16 protein-coding genes and 1 pseudogene are annotated in these 22,990 nt (G+C 61.4%); 9 read left to right on the top strand and 8 right to left on the bottom strand.

The window, feature by feature from the left end:
* Nucleotides 1-105 precede the first annotated feature (105 nt).
* The 5 genes and pseudogenes from HPY65_05685 to HPY65_05665 all read left to right on the top strand — a co-directional run bounded on the left by HPY65_05685 (nucleotide 106) and on the right by HPY65_05665 (nucleotide 9,939).
* Nucleotides 106-4,923 carry a PAS domain S-box protein gene (locus tag HPY65_05685; GenBank protein ID NPU83960.1) on the top strand — a complete coding sequence of 1,606 codons (4,818 nt, stop codon included), beginning with the start codon at nucleotides 106-108 and terminating at the stop codon, nucleotides 4,921-4,923.
* Between the two features lie 3 nt (nucleotides 4,924-4,926).
* Nucleotides 4,927-6,009, top strand: a complete 1,083-nt coding sequence (locus tag HPY65_05680) for a response regulator (GenBank protein NPU83959.1) — start codon at nucleotides 4,927-4,929, stop codon at nucleotides 6,007-6,009.
* Between the two features lie 168 nt (nucleotides 6,010-6,177).
* On the top strand, nucleotides 6,178-6,666 hold the full coding sequence (locus tag HPY65_05675; GenBank protein NPU83958.1) for a virulence protein RhuM/Fic/DOC family protein: 489 nt from the start codon (nucleotides 6,178-6,180) through the stop codon (nucleotides 6,664-6,666).
* Nucleotides 6,599-6,820 (top strand): annotated as a pseudogene (locus HPY65_05670) (hypothetical protein). Before HPY65_05675 ends, HPY65_05670 begins: the two are co-directional and overlap by 68 nt.
* A gap of 386 nt (nucleotides 6,821-7,206) precedes the next feature.
* The gene (locus HPY65_05665; protein NPU83957.1) at nucleotides 7,207-9,939 is read left to right on the top strand and encodes a PAS domain S-box protein; all 2,733 of its coding nucleotides are present in this window, start codon (nucleotides 7,207-7,209) and stop codon (nucleotides 9,937-9,939) included.
* A 46-nt stretch (nucleotides 9,940-9,985) separates the two neighbouring features.
* Here the strand turns inward: HPY65_05665 and HPY65_05660 are convergent, their stop codons facing one another.
* From HPY65_05660 to HPY65_05650, 3 genes are read right to left on the bottom strand one after another with little or no spacing between them, the layout of a single operon-like run.
* Nucleotides 9,986-11,578, bottom strand: coding sequence for a sensor domain-containing diguanylate cyclase (locus HPY65_05660; GenBank protein ID NPU83956.1), 1,593 nt, complete (start codon nucleotides 11,576-11,578; stop codon nucleotides 9,986-9,988).
* Between the two features lie 54 nt (nucleotides 11,579-11,632).
* Nucleotides 11,633-13,024, bottom strand: a complete 1,392-nt coding sequence (gene thrC, locus HPY65_05655) for a threonine synthase (GenBank protein ID NPU83955.1) — start codon at nucleotides 13,022-13,024, stop codon at nucleotides 11,633-11,635.
* 8 nt (nucleotides 13,025-13,032) lie between these two features.
* On the bottom strand, nucleotides 13,033-13,416 hold the full coding sequence (locus tag HPY65_05650) for a RidA family protein (GenBank protein ID NPU83954.1): 384 nt from the start codon (nucleotides 13,414-13,416) through the stop codon (nucleotides 13,033-13,035).
* 160 nt (nucleotides 13,417-13,576) lie between these two features.
* On the opposite strand from HPY65_05650, the gene HPY65_05645 reads away from it, so the two are divergent.
* Together HPY65_05645 and HPY65_05640 are read left to right on the top strand one after the other, a co-directional pair.
* A complete protein-coding gene (locus HPY65_05645; GenBank protein NPU83953.1) occupies nucleotides 13,577-14,929 on the top strand; it encodes a deoxyribodipyrimidine photolyase in 1,353 nt (450 codons plus the stop codon).
* Between the two features lie 152 nt (nucleotides 14,930-15,081).
* Entirely contained in the window at nucleotides 15,082-16,077 is a 996-nt protein-coding gene (locus tag HPY65_05640; protein NPU83952.1) for a D-alanyl-D-alanine carboxypeptidase, read from the top strand.
* A 222-nt stretch (nucleotides 16,078-16,299) separates the two neighbouring features.
* Here the strand turns inward: HPY65_05640 and HPY65_05635 are convergent, their stop codons facing one another.
* Nucleotides 16,300-17,232, bottom strand: coding sequence for a radical SAM protein (locus tag HPY65_05635; GenBank protein ID NPU83951.1), 933 nt, complete (start codon nucleotides 17,230-17,232; stop codon nucleotides 16,300-16,302).
* A 288-nt stretch (nucleotides 17,233-17,520) separates the two neighbouring features.
* On the opposite strand from HPY65_05635, the gene HPY65_05630 reads away from it, so the two are divergent.
* Nucleotides 17,521-18,672 carry an aminotransferase class V-fold PLP-dependent enzyme gene (locus tag HPY65_05630; GenBank protein ID NPU83950.1) on the top strand — a complete coding sequence of 384 codons (1,152 nt, stop codon included), beginning with the start codon at nucleotides 17,521-17,523 and terminating at the stop codon, nucleotides 18,670-18,672.
* A gap of 27 nt (nucleotides 18,673-18,699) precedes the next feature.
* Entirely contained in the window at nucleotides 18,700-19,749 is a 1,050-nt protein-coding gene (gene selD / locus HPY65_05625; GenBank protein ID NPU83949.1) for a selenide, water dikinase SelD, read from the top strand.
* Here the strand turns inward: selD and HPY65_05620 are convergent.
* The 4 genes from HPY65_05620 to HPY65_05605 all read right to left on the bottom strand — a co-directional run bounded on the left by HPY65_05620 (nucleotide 19,685) and on the right by HPY65_05605 (nucleotide 22,966).
* Complete coding sequence (locus tag HPY65_05620) at nucleotides 19,685-20,239, bottom strand: GNAT family N-acetyltransferase (GenBank protein NPU83948.1); 555 nt, start codon at nucleotides 20,237-20,239, stop codon at nucleotides 19,685-19,687. The two genes, selD and HPY65_05620, sit on opposite strands and share 65 nt — an antisense overlap.
* A gap of 183 nt (nucleotides 20,240-20,422) precedes the next feature.
* Nucleotides 20,423-20,716: a zinc ribbon domain-containing protein gene (locus tag HPY65_05615; protein NPU83947.1), complete on the bottom strand. Its 294-nt coding sequence runs from the start codon at nucleotides 20,714-20,716 to the stop codon at nucleotides 20,423-20,425.
* Between the two features lie 23 nt (nucleotides 20,717-20,739).
* Nucleotides 20,740-21,273 carry a hypothetical protein gene (locus tag HPY65_05610; protein NPU83946.1) on the bottom strand — a complete coding sequence of 178 codons (534 nt, stop codon included), beginning with the start codon at nucleotides 21,271-21,273 and terminating at the stop codon, nucleotides 20,740-20,742.
* A 211-nt stretch (nucleotides 21,274-21,484) separates the two neighbouring features.
* Nucleotides 21,485-22,966 carry an MCE family protein gene (locus tag HPY65_05605; GenBank protein NPU83945.1) on the bottom strand — a complete coding sequence of 494 codons (1,482 nt, stop codon included), beginning with the start codon at nucleotides 22,964-22,966 and terminating at the stop codon, nucleotides 21,485-21,487.
* Nucleotides 22,967-22,990 lie beyond the last annotated feature (24 nt).

The following is a 22,990-nucleotide window of genomic DNA, read 5'->3' as shown; positions in this document are numbered from 1 at the left end:
AATATTCGGGTTCTCCGCCCGGAGACCGGGTTTTTATCGTTGCATCACTGGGGGAATCCGTTTACATTCGCTGCGTTTCGCACGTAACATGCCACGGAGGTCAATGTGAACATGCGGCAATCCGTCCGGGAGCGCCTACGCGTTCCGTATGTTTCCTGGAATGGTCCGTCCGAGTATAATGAGACATTCTTCCAGGAACTCAACGACCAGTGCAGCCGGATTCTCTTCCTCGTCGCACTGATTGCAACCTTCGCTTTGCTTCCCTATATTCCCATCGACCGGCAGCTTTATCCGAACGAACCGCTCATCATCGCCTTCCGGATCGGCTTTTCGGTGGTGGGCCTGACCGTCCTGATCCTGCAGAGCTTCAAGCGATTCAAGCCCTACAGCCTGCTTTTCCTCATCATCATCAGCGGCTATCTCGAGATCACAACGGCGGCGATCACCGGCCTGTCCAAGGCCGATCCCGCCTATCTCGGCGGCTATCTTCTGGTCACCACGCTGCTGGCCCTCCTGCCGATCCCCCGGCGGGCGGCCTGGTCGATCCTCGCTGTATCGTTCATGGTTTTTTTCAGTACCTGCTTCGCGAAAGGGATGTATTTCGACTCCGTCCGGGCGCGATACAGCCTGAACGACCTCCTGGTCGCCGTCGCAGTCGTGGCGTTCTTCATTTTTCTCCTGGACCGGCTGCGGTTCAACAGCTGGGAAAAATCGAAGAAGATCTGGCAGCAGAACCAGGCGCTCCGGGAGAGCGAGGAATTCTCCACTCGGCTCATCGCGGCCATCCCCGACAGCGTGATCCGCACAAACACCGAGGGCGAGGTTCTCTACATCAACGATAAGGGGCTCGAAGTGAGCGGGTACAGGAGAGAGGAGATCGTCGAGCAGAACATGCTCTCCTTCATTGCCCCCGAGGATCTCGAGGCGGCGATTCAGAACACGATCCTCATGATGGAAGGACCCCTCGGTCCGAAGGAATACCACCTGATCCTGGAAGGGGGCAGGAAGTCTCTGTACGAGGTGAACGGAAGCGTCCTCGAACAGGAAGACGGCACCCCTTATGGCATGGTCTACATCCTTCGCGACATCAGCGAGCGCAGGCAGGCCGAGGAGGCCCTGCGAGAGAGCGAGGAGAAGTACCGGGGCCTCTTCCAGAACGCCCTGATGGGTATTTACCAGTCCACGCCGGAGGGCCGGTTCCTTTCGGCAAATCCGGCCCTGGCCCGCATTTACGGATACGATTCCGCCGAGGAGCTGATCAGATCCGTCACGGATATTTCAACACAGATCTTCATGAATCCCGCCGACCGCAGCGAGATCATGCGCATCATGGACAGGGAGGGCTTCCTCCCGGCCTACGAAGTTCAGCATCAGCGCAAGGACGGCAGCCCCGTCTGGCTGTCTCTGCATTCACGGGCCGTCCGGAACGAGGAAGGCCGCATCATCCGGTTCGACGGACTGGCGATCGACATCAGCGAGCGCAAGCGAGCGGAAGAGGCCCTGCGCGAGAGCGAGGAGAAGCTCCGGCTGGTCGTCGAAACGATCCCCCGCGTCCTCTCGACCTGGGACATGAATCTAAAGAACACCTACGTGAGTCCTGCGGTCCGGCGAATGCTGGGATATACGCAGGAGGAGGCGGTGGCGCTGTCGCTGAATCAATGGCTCACCCCGGAATCGATGGGATTTGCCACGAAGGCCTACCAGGAGGACCTGGCAAGGGAGCAGGCACCGGATTTCCCGGGCCAAAACGTGCGAGTCCTGGAGCTGGAGGCCTATCGCAAGGACGGCTCCATCATCCCGACGGAAAGCACCATCACGTTTCTTCGCGATGCAAAGGGTGCCCCGATCGGCATCGTCATGCTGACAACGGACATTACCGAGCGGAGGAGGGCAGAGACGGAAAAGCAGCAGGCCGCCGAGGCGCTGCGCCGAAGCGAGGAGAAGTACCGGCTTCTCGCCGAAAACAGTGACGACGTGATCTGGACCACCGACACGGCAATGCGCTTCACGTACATCAGCCCCTCCATCCGGAAATTGCGCGGAATCACCGTCGAGGAGGCCCTGGCCGAGACGCTGGACCAAGCGATGACTCCGGAATCGCTGAAAACGGTCCTCGCCGCATACGACCGCTTCCTTCCCGACATCGAGCAGGGACAGAATCCGACGGCGCGCATCGAAATCGAGCAGTACCGCAGGGACGGCTCCACCGTATGGGTTGAGGCCTCCATGATGACCATGCGCGATGACGAAGGGCGCCTGATCGGCTATCTCGGCGTTTCCCGCGACATCAGCGAGCGGAGGCGCGCGGAGGCGGAAAAGCAGGAGGCCGCCGAGGCGCTGCGCCGAAGTGAGGAAAATTACAAATTCCTGGTGGAAAACACGAACGACATCATCTGGATCTTCGACCTGAAGGACATGTGCTACGCGTTCTGCTCGAACTCGGTGGAACGCATTCTCGGATACACTGCCGAGGAGACGGTGGGCATGAAACTGGAGGATGTTTTCTCCCCGGAGACCACGGAGGCCGTGACGGCCGGCTTCAGGAGGAGTGTTGCGGGCAAGGAGCCTTCGGACCGGATCGTGATGGAGGCGGAGCACATCGCCAAGAATGGAGACCGGCTGTGGATGGAGATCAGCGCAGCCCTGAAAAGGGATGAACAGGGCAGGCCCGTCGCCTTCAACGGCGTGACCCGCGACATCTCGGAACGAAAAAGAGCGGAGGCCGAGCGGGAAGCCGCCGCCGAGGCGCTCCGCCGGAGCGAGGAAAAGTACCGGCTCCTCACGGAGAACAGCGGTGACGTGATCTACACAACGGACACGAATCTCCGTATGACTTACATAAGTCCCGCAATACAGAAATTGCGGGGCGTGACTCCCGAGGAGGCCATGGGGCAATCCTTTGCCGATGCCATGACGCCTGAATCACTGAATGTGCTCATGGAGGATTATTTCCGGGCACTTCCCGAAATCGAAAAGGGCGGCAATCCCACTTCACATCTCGAATTGGAGCAGTACAAAAAAGATGGTTCCACCTTCTGGACGGAAGTAACGTTGAGTCCCATGCGTGACGACATGGGACGCATGACCGGCATTGTGGGCGTGTCCCGCGACATCACGGAGAGGAAGCGGATGGAGGCCGAGTTGAAGGAGGCCGAGGAGAAATACCGGACCATTCTCGAGACCATGGACAGCGGCTACTATGAGGTCGACCTGAAGGGCAACATGCTCTTCTGCAATCAGGCCCTGCGGAAATTCCTGGGTTACGGGGAGAGGGAACTGGTGGGACTCCCGTTCAGCGCCTACATGGACGACGAAGAAGTCAAACGCGTTTACGGGATTTTCCACGAAGTCTACCTGAGCGGCAAACCCTCCGGGGACTTCTACTGGCGGCTGACCAGGAAAAACGGAGCCAGCGCCTACTCGGCCGCCTCCGTCTATCCCGTGAGAAACGGTCAGGACGCGATTGTCGGCTTCCGCGGAACCGTCCGGGACATTACCATCCTGAAAGAGGCCAAGGATGCGGCCGACGCGGCCAACCGCTCCAAGAGCGCCTTCCTGGCGAACATGTCCCACGAGATCCGGACGCCCATGAACGCCATCATCGGCTTCGCCCAGCTCATGGATCGGGACCCGGACCTCTCGCCGCAGTCGAGGGAGCACCTCGACATCATCAACCGCAGCGGCGAGCACCTGCTTGCGCTCATCAACGACATCCTGGAAATGTCCAAGATCGAGGCCGGGCGCGCGACCTTCACGCCGAACACCTTCGACCTGCAGGCCTTCCTCCGGGACATCGAGCGGATGTTCCGCATCCGGACAGACTCAAAAAAACTGAGCTTCCTGCTGGAGGAGGTAGGACCCGTCCCCCGCTGGGCGGTCACGGACGAAGGGAAACTCCGCCAGATCCTCATCAACCTCCTGGGGAACGCGGTGAAATTCACCGAGGAGGGCGGCATCGCCCTGCGCATCGCCGCCCGGACCGGAAAGGAAGGCACGGTGAATCTCCGCTTCGAGGTGGAGGATACGGGGCCCGGCATGACCGAGGAGGAAACGAGCCTTCTCTTCCAAGCCTTCGAGCAGACCCGGGCCGGGGTCAAGAGCGGCGGAACCGGACTGGGACTGGCCTTGAGCCGGGGATTCGTCCAGGTCATGGGGGGAACCATCGCGGTGACCAGCGCCGTCGGCAAGGGAACGACCTTCCACTTCGAGATTCCCGTCCGGGAAGGAGCAGAGGAACAGGTGAAGCCGAAGGAAGCGAAGCGGCGCGTCCTTCGCCTAAAGCCCGGCCAGGGCGAGTTCCGCGTTCTCGTGGCGGACGACAGGGACACGAACCGCCGGCTGCTTTCCCGGCTGCTCGGCCCCGTCGGATTCACCACGCGGGAGGCGGTCAACGGGGAGGACGCCCTGCGGGCGATCCGGGAGTGGAAGCCCCGGGTGGTCCTCATGGACATGACCATGCCCGTCATGGACGGCTATGAGGCCACGCGCATCATCAAGGCGTCGCCGGAACTGAAGGATACGGCGATCATCGCCGTCACGGCCAGCGCCTTCGAGGAAGACCGGCAGCGGATCTTCGCCGCCGGGGCCGACGGGTACCTGTCGAAACCGTTCAAGGAAGAGGAACTGTTCGAAAACATCCGCCGGCTCATCGGGGTGGAGTATCTGTACGATGAGACGGGCGCTCTTGAATCAACACCGCGCGAAGCGGGCGATTCCGAGAAGATGCGCCGGATCATCGCCGCCCTTGCCCCGGAGTTGGTCTCCCGGATGCGGGATGCCGTGGAGAGTGCCGACATGGACCTCTTGAACGAACTGGTCGGACGAATGGCGGCGGAACATCCGGATTTCACACAGCGGATGCAGCAAATGGCCGCCCGTTACGAATATGAAGCAATGATTGAGCTTTTTTCCACCGGAGCATAATGTATGAAAAACGATTACAAAACGGATCCGGCCCAGGCCAATATCCTTGTCGTGGACGACGTGCCCGCCAACCTCACCCTCCTCACCGGCATGCTCAAGGAAAAGGGGCATCGTGTGCGACCCGTGCCCAGCGGGAAACTGGCCATCAAGGCCGTGGAGCACGAGAAGCCCGACCTGATCCTCCTCGACATCACCATGCCGGAGATGGACGGTTTCGAGGTCTGCCGAAGGCTGAAGCAGGACGTGCGGTTCCGCGACATCCCCGTCATCTTCATCAGTGCCCTTACGGAAACGCTGGACAAGGTAAAGGCCTTCGGCAGCGGCGGCGTTGATTACGTGACCAAGCCGTTCCAGTTTGAAGAGGTCGAGGCGCGGGTGGAGACCCACCTCAAGCTGCGGCGTTACCAGGCCAACCTGGAAGACCTCGTGGAAGAGCAGGTTCAGGAAATCTCCGCCTCGCAGGTTTCGACGATCTTCGCCCTCTCCAAGCTGTCAGAATCGAGAGACAAAGAAACGGGAAAGCACCTGGAGCGGGTCCAGATCTTCTGCCGGATGCTGGCGGAGAAACTCGGCGGAGAGGAACCGTACAACCGCGTGATCGACAGTGCCTTTATCCACAATATCTTCAACGCCAGCCCGCTGCACGACATCGGCAAAGTTGCCAGCCCCGACCGGGTCCTGCTGAAATCAGGCGAGCTGACCGAAGAGGAGTTCGACATCATGAAGCAGCACGCCGTTGTGGGCGCCACGACCATGGAGGCGGTCCGCGACGTGTACCCCAAAAACACGTTCATCAACATGGGCATCTCCATCGCGCGGAGCCACCACGAGCGCTGGGACGGGAAAGGTTATCCCGACGGGCTCCAGGGAGAGGAGATCCCCCTGGCGGCACGCATCATGGCCGTTGCGGACGTTTACGACGCCCTCCGATCCTGCCGCTGCTACAAGGGGCCTTGCACCCGCGATCAGGCCTGCGGATTCATCGAAAAGGGCAGCGGCGTTCAGTTCGACCCCGTCGTGGTGACCGCCTTCCTGACACTGGAAGAGGAGTTCGACCGGATCGGAAACGAAATGGGGTACGCGTAAGAGGAGCCCTTCACTTCCTTGGGAACTGAAAATGCGCTGCCGGGATTTCCTGATGAAGCCCGTCTCACTCAGCGACCTCGTCCAGACCGTGCAGAGAGCCCTGGGACAGGAAGCGGAACCGATGGAACGGTGACCTGTGATGCGAAACAATCTTAACGTGGAATCGACATGAAACAAAGGAAACCCGGGCCGAACATCCTGCGCGAGCCCCCGGTGGATTACAGGCAGGCCGTCGCGATCTATGAATCTCCTGAGGGCGTCCGCGTGGACGTGAAACTGGAGCGGAACTCAATCGTTGCATTTTATGCAACAGTTCAAGAAGAGGGGCGGCGCTCCGTCGAGCGGGAGATTGAATTTTGCAACCTCTTCGGCCGGGAGAAAGACAACAGCCTCAAAGGCGCTCTCGGCGCCGTCATGCAGACCTTCGACGGCAGGGAAGTCTATCCCGGCATTGAAGAGAAGGCCGCCAGTCTTCTTTACTTCCTGATCAAGGATCACCCCTTCTTGGACGGCAACAAGCGGATCGGCGCGGCCCTGTTCCCGTGGTTCCTGGAGAAGAACGATGCCCTGTACGGCCCTGAACGTACCTGTAGATTCGCTCTTTCTCGACGAAGGATTCGGCACTCTGGACGAAGATGCCCTCGAAACGGCACTTGAGACACTGGCGGGACTGCAGCAGGACGGAAAACTCATCGGTGTCATATCCCATGAGACAGCACTGAAGGAGCGCATCGGAACTCAGATCCAGATCATTCCGGAGACAGGAGGGCGCAGCATTATGAGTGGCCCCGGATGCCGGGGAATTTCGTGAGACGTCGGAACACCAAAGGCTCGGTCACATCCGTCATGGTGAACCAACCGCCTTCCCTCCATCCCTCACCTTCAGAAACGATCCTGCCTTTGCACATCATGATAATCCCTCGCCCGGATTTCCGGCCAACAGTACAAGGCAGGCAGACATGAATGTTTTCGAGCTGCACCCTGCATGACTGACATGCAACCGACTAATATTGTGCCCCTATTCTGCCCCTTGACATATCGGCTCATCTGGTCCAGCATGCGCACCCGAAAGCAACCGGATTGGTATTTCTTCTCATGGATCTGAACGACATACACAACGACCCCGCCCTCCCGATGGCGGGGTTTTCATTTGCATCGCGATTCTGAACAGATTGAGCAAGGGGTATGGGTGGGGAAATGACAAACGGACGACAAACCATCGGCAAAATCAAGGATCCGTGCCAGCAGGCAACGGCCGTCAACGAGGAGGCGCCTTCGGCCGGGAAAACAGCGCAGGAGTTTCGTATTGAACTGTTTCAGAAATACCGAAATACGTTCGACCGGGCCAGCGAGGCGGTTTTCATCCTACAGAACGGCTGTTTTGCCTTCGCCAACAGAAAGATGTCGGATCTGCTGGGGGTTCCGGTGGAGGAGCTGGAAGGGCTCCCCTTCCCTGATTTCGTCTGGCCCGCGGATCGGGAACTCATCGTGGCAAACTACAGGAAACGCATCGGGGGAGAGCATGTCCCCGACTCCTACGAGTTCCGGATCGTCGGGACAGGTGGCCGATCGATCTGGGTCTCCCTGTCGGCAACCCTGCTGATGCGGGAGAAAGGCAAAACGGCGACGCTATACCTGCTGACGGACGTCACGGAGCGCAAGAAGGCGGAGGAAGCGCTGAAACAATCGGAAGCCTGGTATCGGACGGTTTTCGAAAATACCGGGACGGCGATCATCGTTGTGGAGGAAGACACCACCATCAGCCTGGCCAACACCGAATTCGAGAAACTGTCCGGCTATTCGAAAGAGGAGATCGAGGGGAAACGGCATTGGACGGAATTTACTGCACCGGAAGATATCGAAAGAATGCTGGAGCAGCATCGGCTGCGCCGGGAGACAGCCAATTCCGCCTCCAGATATTACGAATTCCGTTTCGTCGATAAAGAAGGCCGCATCCGGGATATCGCCCTCAACGCGGATCTGATCCCGGGCACGACCAAAACCATTGCCTCGCTTCTCGACATATCGGGCCTCAAACGGGCGGAAAAGGCGCTGAAAGAAAGCGAAGGCAAATACCGGGCTCTGATGGAAAGCACCTCGGCGGGCATCTATCTCATTCAGGATAACATGTTCATCTATGTCAATCCGGCCTTCGAGGCCATCACCGGTTACACCCTGCCAGAACTCGCCGGCATCCCCTTCTGGGACTTCATCCATCCGGATTTCCGAGAACTGGTTAAGGGCAGAGGGACCCGGCGTCAGGGAGGGACGGAACCGCCGGAAAGGTACGAGTTCAAAATCATCGTCAAGAGCGGGGACGTGAAGTGGATCGAGCTGTCCGCCGCGACCATTGATCTGACGAGCAAGCCGACGATCATGGGATCCATGTTCGACATCACTGACCGCAAACGGGCGGAAAAAGACCTGATGGAAAGCGAAAAACGCTTTCGCGCCCTGTGCGAAAACGCCCCGGATATCATCTACACGCTGGATCTGTCGGGGACCGTCACGTACGCGAATCCCTCCTGGCAACGCATCCTGGGCCATGGAGAAGACGAGCTGCCGGGACGTTACTTCACGGAATTCGCCAAGGAGGAAGAAAAAAGAACATTCCGGGAACTGTTCAAAGGCATCCGGGATGACGGCGAAGTCTTCAGCAATCACATCGGTGTGATGCTGGCCAGCGATGGAGCGGAACGAACCTTCATCATGAACAGCGCCATCATCCGCGATTCGGAAGACCGCATCAACGGTTTTCTGGGCATGATGAAAGACATCACCGAACTGCGGGATATGGAAAAGAAGCTCAACCAGGCCCAGAAGATGGAGGCCATCGGCACCCTGGCAGGTGGAATTGCCCACGACTTCAACAACCTGCTCATGGGCATTCAGGGGTATGCGTCCCTGACGCTGCTGGATCTGGAGCCTTCCCACCCCCATTATGACAGGCTCAAACGGATCGAGGAGCAGGTAAAAAGCGGCACAGATCTGACCGGGCAGCTCCTCGGGCTTGCCAGGGGGGGGCGATACGAGGTGAAGCCTTCCGACATGAACGATATCCTCACCAGGACCTCCTCCATGTTCGGCAGAACGAAAAAGGAAATCTCCATCCACCGCAAATTCGCGGCAGACCTCTGGAACGTGGAAGTGGACCGGGGGCAGATGGAGCAGGTGCTCATGAATCTCTATGTGAACGCCTGGCAGGCCATGCCCGGAGGCGGCGAGATCTTCCTGGAAACGGAGAATGTTTTCCCGGACGAAGAACGGACGATCTCCTGTGCCGCTCAACCCGGCAGATATGTGAAGATTCAGGTCACCGACACGGGTACCGGGATGGACCGGAAAACCATGGAGCGAATCTTCGATCCCTTCTTCACCACCAAGTCCATGGGAAGAGGGACCGGTTTGGGACTGGCGATGGTCTATGGAATCATCAAGGGGCACAGCGGCACCATCCGCGTGGAAAGCGAGCCCGGTCAAGGATCGACGTTCATCATCCACCTGCCGGCAACGGATAAGCCGGTTGCCCTGGATAAGAAAGAAATCGAAACGGTCACGAGAAGGGGTACGGAGACGATTCTCTTGGTCGAAGACGAGCGGACGGTGGCCGAGGTGACCCGTGATCTTCTGATTTCCCTGGGATACCGGGTTTATGTGGCCGGGAACGGCCGGGAGGCGATCGCCACTTACAAGGCAAAAAAAGACGAAATCGACCTGGTGATCATGGACATGATCATGCCGGGACTCTCTGGAGGGGAGACGTTCGACCTCCTCCGGGAGATCAATCCCGAAATCAGGATCATTCTTTCCAGCGGTTACAGCATCAACGGCCAGGCCCAGGACATAATGGACCGCGGCTGCAACGGATTCCTCCAGAAGCCCTTTTATCTCGAGCAACTCTCCAGAAAAATCCGGGGGGTGCTGGACTGAATTCGCCCCTTTCTCACCCCTCCGGGAGGGAGTGATCCGCAGCCGGTCACCCCGCGGAGACGGCCGCCTGGAAACGCTGGACCTGGTTTCGCCCGCGCTCCTTGGCATCATACAGGGCGGAGTCCGCGGCGCGGATCAGGGTCTGAATCGAATCGGCGTCGTCCGGAAAGGTCGCCAGGCCGATGCTGATGGTGATCTGATGCGGGAACCCCTCTATCTTCTTCCCCGCCACGGCGTTGCGGATTCTCTCCCCGAAGACCGTACCGCCTTCCCCGGCGGTCTCCGGCAAGATAACGGCGAACTCCTCCCCGCCGAACCGGGCCGGGATGTCGCTTTCTCGGGCATGCATCTTGAAGAGACCCGCCACGGCCTGCAGGACCGTGTCTCCCATCTGGTGGCCGAACGAGTCGTTCACCCTTTTAAAGTGATCCAGGTCGCACATGGCCAGCGTAAGCCGGTGTCCGTAGCGCCTGGCACGCCGGAATTCCGATTCCAGCTTTACGTTGAAATAACGCCGGATATACAGTCCGGTCAGCTCATCGGTGATGGCCATTTCGTACAGGGACGTGTTGTTGATCGCCACGGCCGCCTGGTTGCCGAGCGCATCGAGCAGTTCCAGGTCCTCCGAGGTGAAGATCCCCTCGCTGCTCTTTTTGTTCGTGATGTTGATGACTCCAATGGCCTCGTCGGCCACCACCAGCGGGATGCACAGGATCGATTCGACGTTGGATTCCCGGTTTTCAAGGTATCGATCGTCCTTCTCCGCCGCATTGACGATAATCGCTTCCTTCTTCTCGAACACCTTGCCGGCGATGCCCTCACCGACGGCGAAGGTCCGGCAGCTCATCAGGCCGGTATTGATGGCTTCCTCCGTTTTCTTGTCCGGGAGGCCGTTCACGACATGGACTACCAGGCGCCTCGTCTGCTGATCAAAGAGCATCAGCGACCCTTTCTGGGCCTCGGTGGTCTCTATGGCCTGCTGCAGGATGAACTTCAGCAGATTCTTCAGGTCGCCGATGTGGTTCATGGCACGGCCGATGTTGTACAGGATGGACAGGTTCTTGACCGTCTTGTTCAACTCGACCATGTCTGCCTCGTTCTTCTCGTAAAGCTTGGCCGTAATGATGCTGACGGCCGCCTGCTCGGCCAGGATGTGCAGAAATTCCAGATCGTCGTCCATGTAGGACCTGGTATTTTTCTGCGGGCCGATGCTCAGGAGCCCGACGACCCGCCCGCGGTGCACCAGGGGAATGAAATACCGGCTCATGAGCCCCGACAGCCGGTGCTTGTCGAAGGGAATCGCGAAACGGGGCTCCCCCAGGCTGTCGACGGTGGCAAAGGGACGGCCCTGCAGGATTGCCTGCCACAGCAGTCCTTCATCGGCCGGAAACGAAAAATCCGCCGGGAGCTCCTCCGACAGGCCGATGCCCTGAACCAGCTCAAACCGGCTCCCGTCGTCGTTCACGATGAACAGGGCATAGGTCTCCAGTCCGAAGCGCTCCCCGACGATGCTGGTGAACACGCTGTACAGCTCGCGCACACCCAGCAGGTTGTCAAAGGCCTTCCCCGCCTGCAGCAGGCTCGACAAGTCGAACAGCTTGCGCTCGAGCTGCACCAGTTTCTGATCGGGCTGATCCATGGGCCTCCCTCTTGTATTCCTTATTCCGTCAGAGGTGTCGGGACGGGACCTTTGTCAGTCCTCTCCCCGCAGGCGTTCCTTCAGATATTTGCTGAAGTCTCCGTAATCTCCGGAAAGTTCATGAGGCTCCCCCTTCCGGCCGTCCAGGTCCCGCATGCTGGGGGGCAGCTCCGGGTCGATGCCCAGGACCGCCTGGACCTCCTCGGGAAACTTGGCCGGATGGGCCGTTTCCAGGGAGACGCAAAGGGGGAAGTCGCCTTGACGTTCCAGCCAGGTCTCCAGGCCTTTCCAGCCGACGGCGCCATGGGGCTCCAGAATGACCCCGCAGGCGTCGTAGACCCGGCGGATCGTCCGGCGGGTCTCGTCGTCGGAGACAGAGACGGAGAAGATCCGCCGCTGCATCTCCTCCCGGTCGGGCCGCTTCCAGACGCGTCCGCTCCGGTCCACGGTTCCGCCGTAGAGGTCGAAGAAGCGCGCCAGGTTGCTCGGGTGTCCCACGTTCATGGCATTGGAGAGGCAGGCCCGGGAGGGGGAGATTTTCGCGTAGATACCGGTCTCGAGGAAGCGGGGGAACTCGTCGTTCTCGTTGGTGGGCATGATCAGGGTGTGGACGGGCAGGCCCATCCGGCGGGCGTACTCGCACCCCAGGGCGTCGCCGAAATTGCCCGAGGGGACGGAAAAGACGATCTCCTCCCCCGGCTCCGCCAGCTGGGCGTAGGCATACACGTAATAAACGATCTGCGGCAGGATGCGGCCGAAGTTGATGGAATTGGCCGAGGTCAGGTTCAACCCCGCCAGCGACGGGTCGGCGAAGGCCTGCTTCACCAGGTCCTGGCAGTCGTCGAACTTGCCCTCCACCGAGACGGCCTGGACGTTCCGGCCGATGGTGTCGAGCTGCTTCTTCTGGCGGCCGCTCACCTCGCCCCGGGGATAGAGGATCGTCACCGCGATCCCCGGAACGCCGCGGTAGGCGTCTCCCACGGCGCTGCCCGTGTCGCCCGAGGTGGCCACCAGGATGTTCAGGCGGCTGCCGGCATCCCGGAAATGGCTCATGAGGCGGGCCATCATGCGGGCGGCGAAGTCCTTGAAGGAGGCGGTGGGTCCCCGGTCGAGGCGCATCACGTACTTGCGGCCCGTCACCGGCTCCAGGGGGACATCGTAGTCGTAGGCGTCCTCGACGATGCGACGGAGGGCGTCCATCCCGATCTCGCCCTGGAGAAAAGCCCGGCCCACGAGCAGGGCGGCTTCGGTATAGGGTCTGCCCTTCAGGGCCCGGATCTCCTCCGGCTTCAGGGCCGGGATCCGGTCGGGCATGAAGAGCCCCTCGTCGGGGGCCTGCCCCTGCAGAAGGGCCTCCCGGAAGGAAACCCGGTCCCGAAAGGGGACGATACCCGCTGCCCGTTCCAGGGTCCGGTTCGTGCTGTAGTAAAGAATCCGCTCCGCCATGTGCTCCCTCACTTTCCCGCCAGGATTGCCTCCACTTCCACCAGGGCCTGCCTCGGCAAAGCCGCGACGCCCACAGTGGCCCGGGCGGGATAAGGTTCCTCGAAATACTGTGCCATGATCTCGTTCACCCGGGGAAAGTGCCCCAGGTCCGTCAGAAAGATGGTCAGCTTCACCGCGTCGTCCAGAGACAGTCCGGCGGCCTCCGCCACGGCCTTCAGATTGGAGAAGACCCGGTGGATCTGCTTCTCGATCCCCTCTTCCAGCGCCATGGTTGCCGGATCGAGGCCGATCTGGCCGGAGAGGAACACGAATTCCCCCGCCCGGACAGCCTGGGAGTAGGTGCCGATGGCCTTGGGCGCCGCATCCGTGGCGATGATGTCTTTGACAGTCATGAGATCCTCCGTTCGTCCCGGAATCGGCCGCTTCCGGCGGCGCGTCGCCACTATAGGAAACACGCCGGGGCGTGTCAAGGCGTAAGCCTCCTTTCCTGTTGACATTTCGGGGACCGGACATGACAATCCCGTCTATCATGGCCCAGGAGAGTCGAACTCCATGATTCACCCCGAGCGCATCACACCCCTGAACCGCAAGTCCCCCGGGAAGGGCCGCTGGGTCCTCTACTGGATGCAGGCGTCCCAGCGGGCATCCTGGAACCACGCCCTGGAGTTCGCCCTCCGGGAGGCGAACGGGTTGGACCTTCCCGTCGTGGTCTTCTTCGGCCTCACGCCGGACTTCCCCGAGGCGAACCTGCGGCATTACCGCTTTCTCCTGGAGGGACTGCGGGAAGTTCAGAATGACCTGGGGAAAAGAGGCATCGCCCTGGTCGTCCGGGCCGTCTCTCCGGAGAGGGGCGCCCTGGAGCTATGCGGGGACGCCGCCTTGGCCGTAACGGACCGAGGCTACCTGCATATCCAGAAGGCCTGGCGGGAGGCCGTCGCCCGGGAGGCCCCCTGCCCGCTCCTCCAGGTGGAATCGGATGCGATCGTTCCCGTCGAGTCGGCCTCGGCGAAGGAGGAGTTTTCGGCCGCCACGCTGCGGCCGAAGATCCGGGCCCTTCTCCCGGACTTTCTGCATCCCCTGGAAGAAACACCGGCAAAGCGCGACTCTCTGGGGCTTCGGCTGCCCGGCCTCTCCCTGGAGGACCCGGAGGCCATCCTGCGTGCCCTTCCTCTGAACCGGAGCGTGCCGCCCATCGATTCCTTGCGGGGGGGCTCCAGCGAGGGCCGGAGGCGCCTGGAGCGATTCCTCGCCCACGCCCTGGACCGCTACCATACGGACCGGAACGTCCCCGGCTCCAACGCCGTCTCGGACCTGAGCCCGTACCTGCACTTCGGCCACCTCTCGCCCCTGGAGGTCGCCCTGGCCGTCCGGGCCTCCCGGCACGGGAACCCGGCGGCGAAGGAGTCCTTCCTGGAGGAACTGATCGTCCGGCGGGAGCTGGCCCTGAATTTCGTCCACTACAACCCGGCCTACGACGCCTATGAAGGGGCCGTTCCGGCCTGGGCCCGGCGGACCCTGGAGGAGCATGCCCGGGACCGGCGGGAATACCTTTACGGTCTCCGGGATCTGGAGGAGGGACACACCCACGATCCCTTCTGGAATGCGGCCCAGCGGGAGATGGTCCGAACGGGGAAGATGCACAACTACATGCGGATGTACTGGGGGAAAAAGATCCTCGAATGGAGCGTGTCGCCCTCGGAGGCCTTCCGGACGGCCCTGGTCCTGAACAACCGCTGGGAACTGGACGGCCGGGATCCCAACGGCTTCGCCGGCGTGGCCTGGTGCTTCGGGAAGCACGACCGGCCCTGGGGAGAACGTCCGATTTTCGGGAAGGTCCGCTACATGAACGCCGCGGGTCTCAAGCGGAAGTTCGACATGGGACCCTACCTGGAGCGCTTCGGATAAGACGCCCGGAACCTTCATGTTCCAGAGTCCGGCGCCCGGGGACCTCTCCGGAGCCCGATTTTCACTTGCGTTGCGCCACCCAATCCCGTATGTTTCCACGCAGCCGCCCCCTGGCGGCCCATGAATCATTCAAACGCAAGGGGAAACAGCCCATGCCATATCGAAGAATCATTGCCGTTGTCATCATCCTCCTGCTTCTACTCATCCCACCGGCCGCCATGGCCAAGGCGAAGAAAGCGCGGGTCAAGGCAAAGCCCGGGCCGCCGGCGCCGATTCTCAAGTCGGCCGTCGTCGTGGACTACAACACCGGCGCCACGCTTTTTGCCGAGAACCCCGACCAGATGATTCCCCCGGCGTCGCTGACGAAAATCATGACCCTCTATCTGACGTTCGAGGATATTCAGCAGGGCAGGGTTCGCCCGGCCGATCTGGTGACCGTCAGCGGAAAGGCCTATGCCACGAAGGGCACTACCATGTTCCTCGAAAAGGGGGAAAAGGTTCCCCTGATCGAGCTGATCAAGGGAATCTCCGTGGCCTCGGCCAACGACGCAGCCCAGGCCGTGGCGGAGCACCTGGGTGCGGGCAGCGCTGCGGACTTCGTGGCCCGGATGAACGGGAAGGCCCGGGAGCTGGGCATGACCCGGACCCGCTTCATGAATCCGCACGGCCTTCCTGCAAAAGGGCAGCTCACGACGGCCCGGGACATGATGACGCTCTCCCGCGCCTACCTGAACCGCTTTCCCGAATGCCTGACCATCCATTCCATGCGGGAATACAGCTACCACAACAAGACCCAGCGCAACCGGAACCGGCTCCTGGCCCATTACCCCGGGGCGGACGGCATCAAGACGGGATTCGTGTGTGCCTCGGGCTACAATATCATCGCCACGGCGAAGCGAGACAATGTGCGGGTGATGGCAGTGGTCCTGGGAGCCCGGACACCGAAACTCCGGGTGAGCGAGACGGAACGGCTGCTGGACGTGGGCTTCGAAAAAGCCAACGGCGGCCGGAAGCAGGCCGCCGTCGGGGAAGACATTCAGCCGGATCGGGACGGAGGGTCCTTCTCCGCGGCCGATCCTTCATCCCTGCCTGCACCCTTGCAGGCGGGACGCATTCACGTATTGACTCCCAACTTGGGCAGCAGGTAGGCCTGAAGAAAGAACCACAGGCCGATCACAAGCAGGACAATCCAGAAATCATTCATCGTTTCCTCCCAGCGGCGCCGGGATTGAGGATTTCTTCGAGCCTCTCGCCGAAGGGACATTTGCGCCGCAGGAAGAATATATGCATCCCCTGCTCCCCGGGCAACCGCTTTCCCCACGGGAACAGGTCCGGGACAGCCGGTTGGGCAATTTGATTTCGGGGAACCTTTACGTCCGGGATAGAAAGACGGACCAGCCCGCCCGAAGGGATCCGGGGAGCAGGTCCAGCGCACCCGAGGCCTCCGCCACGGGCGTGAATCCGCAGTCGCCGCAGCGGACCTCGCCGCGGCTCTTCACGTAACATCCCTGGTTGATGGCACCGTCGGGGTCCACGTTGACCAGGATGTCGTCATGGCAGTTCCAGGAACCCTCCGCCATGGCGCGGAGGCGGCCGGCATCGTTGAGGACGGGAAAACCCCGTTTTTTCAGGGCGATGATCTCCTCGACGGTCTCCCGCCGCTCCGCCCGGGTCATGGACAGGGGCGCCTCCCCCTGGCCGTAGGGGTAAAAGAACTGAAGTGTTACGCCTCGGACCGTGGGGATCTCCCGGAGGATCGCCATCAGCGGCTCCAACTCCCGCCGGTTCTCCCTGTGGACGGTTACATGGACGAGGACCCGGGAGTGCCGGGTCTCCCGCAGGTTCGAGAGGACCCGGTCGAAGGAGCCGCTCCGGAGCCGGTCCTGCATTTCCTTCCGGCCGTCCAGGCTCACCCAGAGGATATCCGCCGGCCCCCGGAGGGGAAAGGTCCCGTTGGTCGTCACGGCGACCCGGGTGAAGAGGCCTTTCGCATACCCGACGGCATCGTCCAGGGTCCGCCCGTGGTCTTCCCAGAGGAAGGGCTCTCCCCCCTCGAAGACGACGATCCGGGTGCCCATCTCCGCCAGCGTATCGAGGGAGCGGCGGACCGTATCCCAGTCCATGGAACTGCCGGGCCGCTTCGCCCGCCGGTGGAAGGGGCAGCCCCTGCAGGCCAGGTTGCAACGCCAGGTGATCTTGAAGCTCGCCAGGAGAGGGGCCTTCCGGCGAAGAAGGAGGCGGCCGGCGAAGAATCCGGCGAATTCGAGGACATCCCGCAGGGGGAGTCGATGGCTGGAAATCATGACAACCTCTCATACCCTCGGGAAGCCGCGGAGCATGAACCAATCGGCGCAACGACAACCGTCTTTCGTGCGGTGACCGCGCCGTCCCGGAACCTGCCGGTCCCGAATGGCGGTCCACCGCGGTCCCCATACCACAACGGCCCGTCCCGTCCAATGGAATTATCTTGCAAATCGAGGTCCTTTCCGTAAGATAGCGGAACCGGCGGAAATGCCCGCCGGGAGGCCGACCACGGGCTCTTTCGGGAAAAATGAGGATTGAGAAACGTCTTGGACTTCGAACGCGCAACCATCCATTACCTCGACAACGCCGCCACTTCCTGGCCCAAGCCGGAGGCAGTCTATCGGGCCATGGACCGGTTCAGCCGCGAGATCGGCGGAAGCCCGGGCCGCTCGGCCCACCGGCGCTCCGTCGCCGCGGCGCGGATCATCCTGGAGGCCCGGGAGAACACGGCCCGCCTCCTCGGGGTTTCCGATCCCATGCGGGTCGTCTTCACGAAAAACGCTACGGAAGCCCTGAACCTGGCCATTCTGGGACTTCTTTCCCCGGGAGACCACGTCGTCACGTCCTCCATCGAGCACAATTCGGTCATGAGGCCCCTCCGGTTCCTGGAGGAGAACGGCGTGGAGATCACAGCCGTCCGCTGCTCGCCCCGGGGCGAACTCGACCCGGCGGATGTAGCTGCGGCCCTCCGGAAGAACACCAAGGCCGTTTTCCTGACCCATGCCTCCAACGTGGCGGGTGCCATTCTGCCCATTGCAGAAATCGGGCGGATCACCCGGGAGCGCGGCGTCGTCCTGGGCATCGATGCCGCCCAGACCGCCGGCGCCATGCCTCTATCGGTAGAGGAGGCGGGCATCGACCTCCTGGCCTTCACGGGCCACAAATCCATGTTCGGCCCCCAGGGAACCGGCGGCATCTGTATCGGGGCGGGCCTCGAAAGACGTCTCCACCCCCTCCTCCGGGGCGGCACCGGCAGCCGCTCGGAGCACGAGGAGCAGCCCGATTTTCTGCCCGACAAGTTCGAGTCGGGAACGCCCAATACCGTGGGCCTGGCGGGCCTAGCAGCGGGGACGGGATTCCTCCTGGAGCAGGGCTTGGAAACGATCCGCCGGCACGAGGAAATCCTGACGGGGGCCTTTCTCGACGGAATCCGCTCCATCCCCGGAATCACCGTTTACGGCCCCCTGGCAGCAGCGCTGCGCATCCCTGTCGTCGCACTGAACGTGAAAGATCTGTCACCGGCGGAGGCGGCCCTGGCCCTGGACGAGCGGTTCGGCATCCTGACCCGCCCCGGCCTTCACTGCGCCCCGGCGGCGCACCGGACCCTGGGGACCTTCCCCGTCGGTGCCGTCCGCTTCGCCTTCGGCTTCTTCAACACCGCGGACGACGTGACGGCAGCCCTGGAGGCCCTTCAAGAACTGGCCGGCTGTAACAAATAATCCTTAACCCTGCTTTTGGAGAGAAGAATGACCGAGGAGAAAGTCCGCCTGACCGAAACGGTCCGCGGGGCCGGTTGAGCCTGCAAGATCGGTCCGGGCGACCTGCATGAAGTCCTGAAGGATCTTCCTCTCGCCTCTCATCCCAGCCTGATCGTGGGCATGGAGCACGGCGAGGACGCAGGGGTGTATCAACTCCGGGAGGACCTGGCGGTCATCCAGACGGTGGACTTCTTCACACCCATCGTCGACGATCCCTACACCTTCGGGCAGATCGCCGCGGCCAACGCACTGAGCGACGTCTATGCCATGGGGGGGCGGCCCCTGACGGCCCTGAACATCGTCTGCTTCCCCGTGGGCAAGCTGGACAATACGATCCTGCGGGAGATTCTCCGGGGCGGACTGGACAAGATGCGGGAGGCGGGCGTTCTCCTCGTGGGCGGCCACAGCGTCGAGGACGACGAGCCGAAGTACGGCCTGTCCGTCCTCGGGGTCGTCCATCCCGACCGGGTGCTCCTGAACCGCGGCGCCCGGCCGGGAGACCGGCTGATCCTGACGAAGCCCCTGGGAACCGGCATTGCCGGAACGGCCATCAAGGCTCAGATGGCGAGTCCGGAACTGGAGGAGGAGGCGATCCGCTCCATGGCCGCCCTGAACGCCGCAGCGGCGGCGGAAATCGAGAAAACCCCTGGAGTCCATGCCTGCACGGATATCACGGGTTTCGGGTTGCTGGGTCATGCCTGCGAGATGATTGAGGGAACGAAAGAGGGAATCCTGATCCGTTCGTCGGATGTCCCCTTTTTCAAAGGCGTCCGCGACCTGGCCGAGACGGGGATCCTCCCGGCGGGGCTCCACCGGAACAGGGCATTCCGGAAGGGAATGGCGTCCGTCGAGGCCACCTGCCCGGAATGGCTGGCGGACATCCTCTACGACCCGCAGAGCTCAGGCGGACTGTTCGTATCCGTTGCGGCCGGGGAGGCGGATGGTCTGCTCCGCCGGATCCGGGCCGCCGGCGTCACGGCCGCCTCCATTGTCGGCGAAGTGACTGCTGAGAATCCGGGCCGGATCCGGGTGGTATAAGCACTTCAAAACGATTGTTGCCGGACGTTTCGTCCCTGGAAACAAGCGAAAACCCGCATTTTTCAAGCACCCGGCAAGATGTCGGGTTGCCCGGCGAGGCGTGTGCGACGACCTTTTGCACCCTCCCGTCGGCAAATGCATGGCCGACGAGCATCCCGGCCATTTCCGTTGCATAACCCAGTTCCCGCCAGGCGGGCATGACGGAAAAGCCAATCTCGACGGAACCGTCGTCGCCCGGAGGTCCGAAGTATCCGCCGGCACCCACCAGAACCGCGGGCCCGCCGGTTTCTCCCCGCTGAAGCGCATACCAGACGTACCATCCGGCGGCTCCCGCTCCGCCTTCCTCCAGGCGTTCCCGGAAATACTCCCGGGCGTCCCGATCGTATTCGCCCGGCGGCCACCCCGGTTCGACCCGGGCTTTCAACAGGGATGCAAGGCGTTCTGGGGATTCACCCTCGGCGGCAAGAAGATCGGGTGTGGCCGCTATCATCTCCAGGGAGCGGGCGGACAGAGTTGCAGGCTTGGGGGCATTCATGATGTCGCGTTAAAAGGAACTGGAACAGATTTGCGTTTGAACTCCCGGCAATAGAAAAGGGGACGGATTTGCAATCGGTCCCCTTTTCTGCGCCGTTTCAGGAGGGACAGACTGAATCTGTCCTTCTTTTTATCGTAATTATGCGTCGGAGGAGGAAGATTCGGTTTTTGCAGACTCACTGGTGGAGGTCGTCTCCGAAGACGAAGACGCAGCGGATTCTGCGGCCTCGGCCGACTCGGTCTTGGGGGCTTTCTTTCCGCCGTAGTCCGTCACGTACCAGCCCGACCCCTTCAGGTGAAAGGTCGTCTGGGACATGAGCTTGTTCACCGGACCCTTGCAGAATTGGCAAGACTTCGCAGGGGCGTCGGAAATCCGCTGGAACAGCTCGAACACCTTTCCGCATTTCCTGCATTTGTATTCGTAAATCGGCATCTCCTCAAACCTCCATCCAAATCTTAATTCACCCAGTCTCCCAGCCGGTACCGGCTGTCAAAACATTCGGCCACGATCCCAACTTCCGGTTGCCGCAGGCCCTGGAGGATGGTCCGGGTGATTCCATGGACCTTTTCCTCTTCCTTCTCTTTGTCCGTCTCCGGGGCGTCAAAGGCGATTTCCCCCCGATCGAAACGGATGATATGCACCAGTTCGTGGGCGGCGATGTATAGGAGAAGGGGGTTTAGCCGGATGAAAGAGGTACCCCTCTCCACGGCGTCGAGAATCCGGTGGTCCTGGAGGCACACCCGGTAGAAGTGCATCCCCGCCGCTTGCCCGGCGCCTTCCTTTTCCCGCCCGACCTGATACTTGCACAGATGGGCGAAGGCCTCGTCCCGCACCTCGTGGCTTTCGAGAAAAGCCAGGGTTTTCACATCGTACCGGTGGACCTTCATGTCCTCCGCGGTCAGCCGGAAGTGACGACCCACCAGGCTTTCCGCCTGGGTGAAGGCGCCGTCGGCGACCTGAACCTGTGAGGGAGTGAAGAACCGACCCATAAGCGTCACCCCGTATACGGACGAGGGTTGTAAAGCCGGTCGTAATATAGTGCTTTCCCCATCCGTGTCAAGCGGTTTGATGCATTCCATCCCGTCTTTGAGCACTGCTAAAGATCTTTTCTTTCAGCAACTTCGAGAGCGCGGACGACGGTCCGGCGTTGCCTGCCCGCCCCATGGAAGGGCTGTACCCTTCCGTCCGCATCGCCGTCCCTTATTTCGGAATCGGCGCCGAGGTCATCAGGTACTTCAGGTCGTCGTCCTCGAAACGGATCGAAAATCCCACGAAGGGGGAACGGTTGTCCGAATTGATGAAATCGTCCCAGCCGGCGGTCAGGTAAAGGTACTTGAGGAGGCGCCACTCGCCGTACCCTTTCAGGTGGGCTCGACGGTTGTCGTCGGTGAAGTCGAAGGCCTCGAAGGTCAGCTTGAGGCGGTCGTTGAAGGCCAGGTAGTCAAGACCCGCCCCGCCGGTGGATTCGAAGATGCCGCCCCGGAGGACGACGTCCCGGTAACGCTTGGCCACCTGGGCGTTGAACAGGAGTCCGTTCTTGTCCCATTCCTCCACCCGGCTTGTGACGCCGTTAACCGTGTAATCCCGGATGTATTTCCGGCCCCGCGGATCGGCCACGAGTCCCAGGATGTAAAAATAATCCTCCCGGGGCTGGATCCGGAGGTCCACGTAACTCTTCCAGTTGTTGCTCTCGAAAAGGTATTCGCCCCGGTAGCCCAGGTGGGTCCGGTACTGCTCCTGCTTGGCCAGGTAGCGGTTGATGCCGGTGAGGCCCGTGTTCAGGTTGGTCACGGTCTCATCCTCGTTGATGAGTTTTCCCAGGGTGCCTTTCCCCTGGCTGAGCTTGTCCGAGACGTCCTGCAGGGAGGCCACGGTCTTGTTGAGCCGGTCCGCCATTTCATCGTCTTTCAGGAGCTTCCCGACGGTCCCCTCCCCTTTCTTGATCCCCTCGGTAACCTCGCTCAGGGACGCAAAGGTCTTCTCCATCTCCTTGGAGGCGCTCTGGAGGTTCTCCACCACCTGGGCGATTTTCTGATCGTTCTGGGTCACCACCTTGTTGAGGTTTTCGCTCAGCATGCGGCCGTTTTCCAGCATGGCGTGAAGGGTCCGCTCATTGTTCTTCACGACGGCGTTGAGATTAACGGCCAGCTGCCGGATGCTGCCGACGATGTCCCCCACGGCTTCCTCGCCCGCCTTGCCGCCCAGGACCTTGTTCAGGGTCGTCGTAACGCCCCGTATATCCTCGGAGATCCCGGAGATCTGATGGATCAGCTTGTCCACGTCGGCCTGGCGCTCCACGTAGGCGATCTGCTCTCCCTCTTCAAGATTGCCGTTTCCCTTGGTCCCGGCGGAAAGCTCGACGTATTTATCCCCCAGGAGTCCATGGGTCCGGATGGAGGCCGTCACATCCTTGGGAAGCTTCACGTCCGACTTGATTCGCAGGGTGATGAGGGCTTTCCCTTCCTCGAGGGCGATGGACTCGACCCGTCCCACCTCGACGCCGGCCACCTGGATGGAGGCGTCCTTGTCAAGGCCCGCCGCGTTCTCGAAGACCACCTTGATCGTATAGCCCCGCTTCAGTCCGAATCCCGGCTGGGAGACCTGGAAGGACATGAAGGCCAGGATGATGATGCCCGCGAGGACGAAAAGCCCCACTTTTGCTTCCGTGCTGATGGATGTCATGCAAACCTCCCGCGCGCGGCGGTC

It is taken from the genome of Syntrophaceae bacterium (assembly GCA_013177825.1).
Taxonomy (GTDB): Bacteria; Desulfobacterota; Syntrophia; order Syntrophales; family PHBD01; genus PHBD01.
Note: the sequence above shows the minus strand (reverse complement) of the source record. Positions and strands in the feature narration are given on the sequence as shown.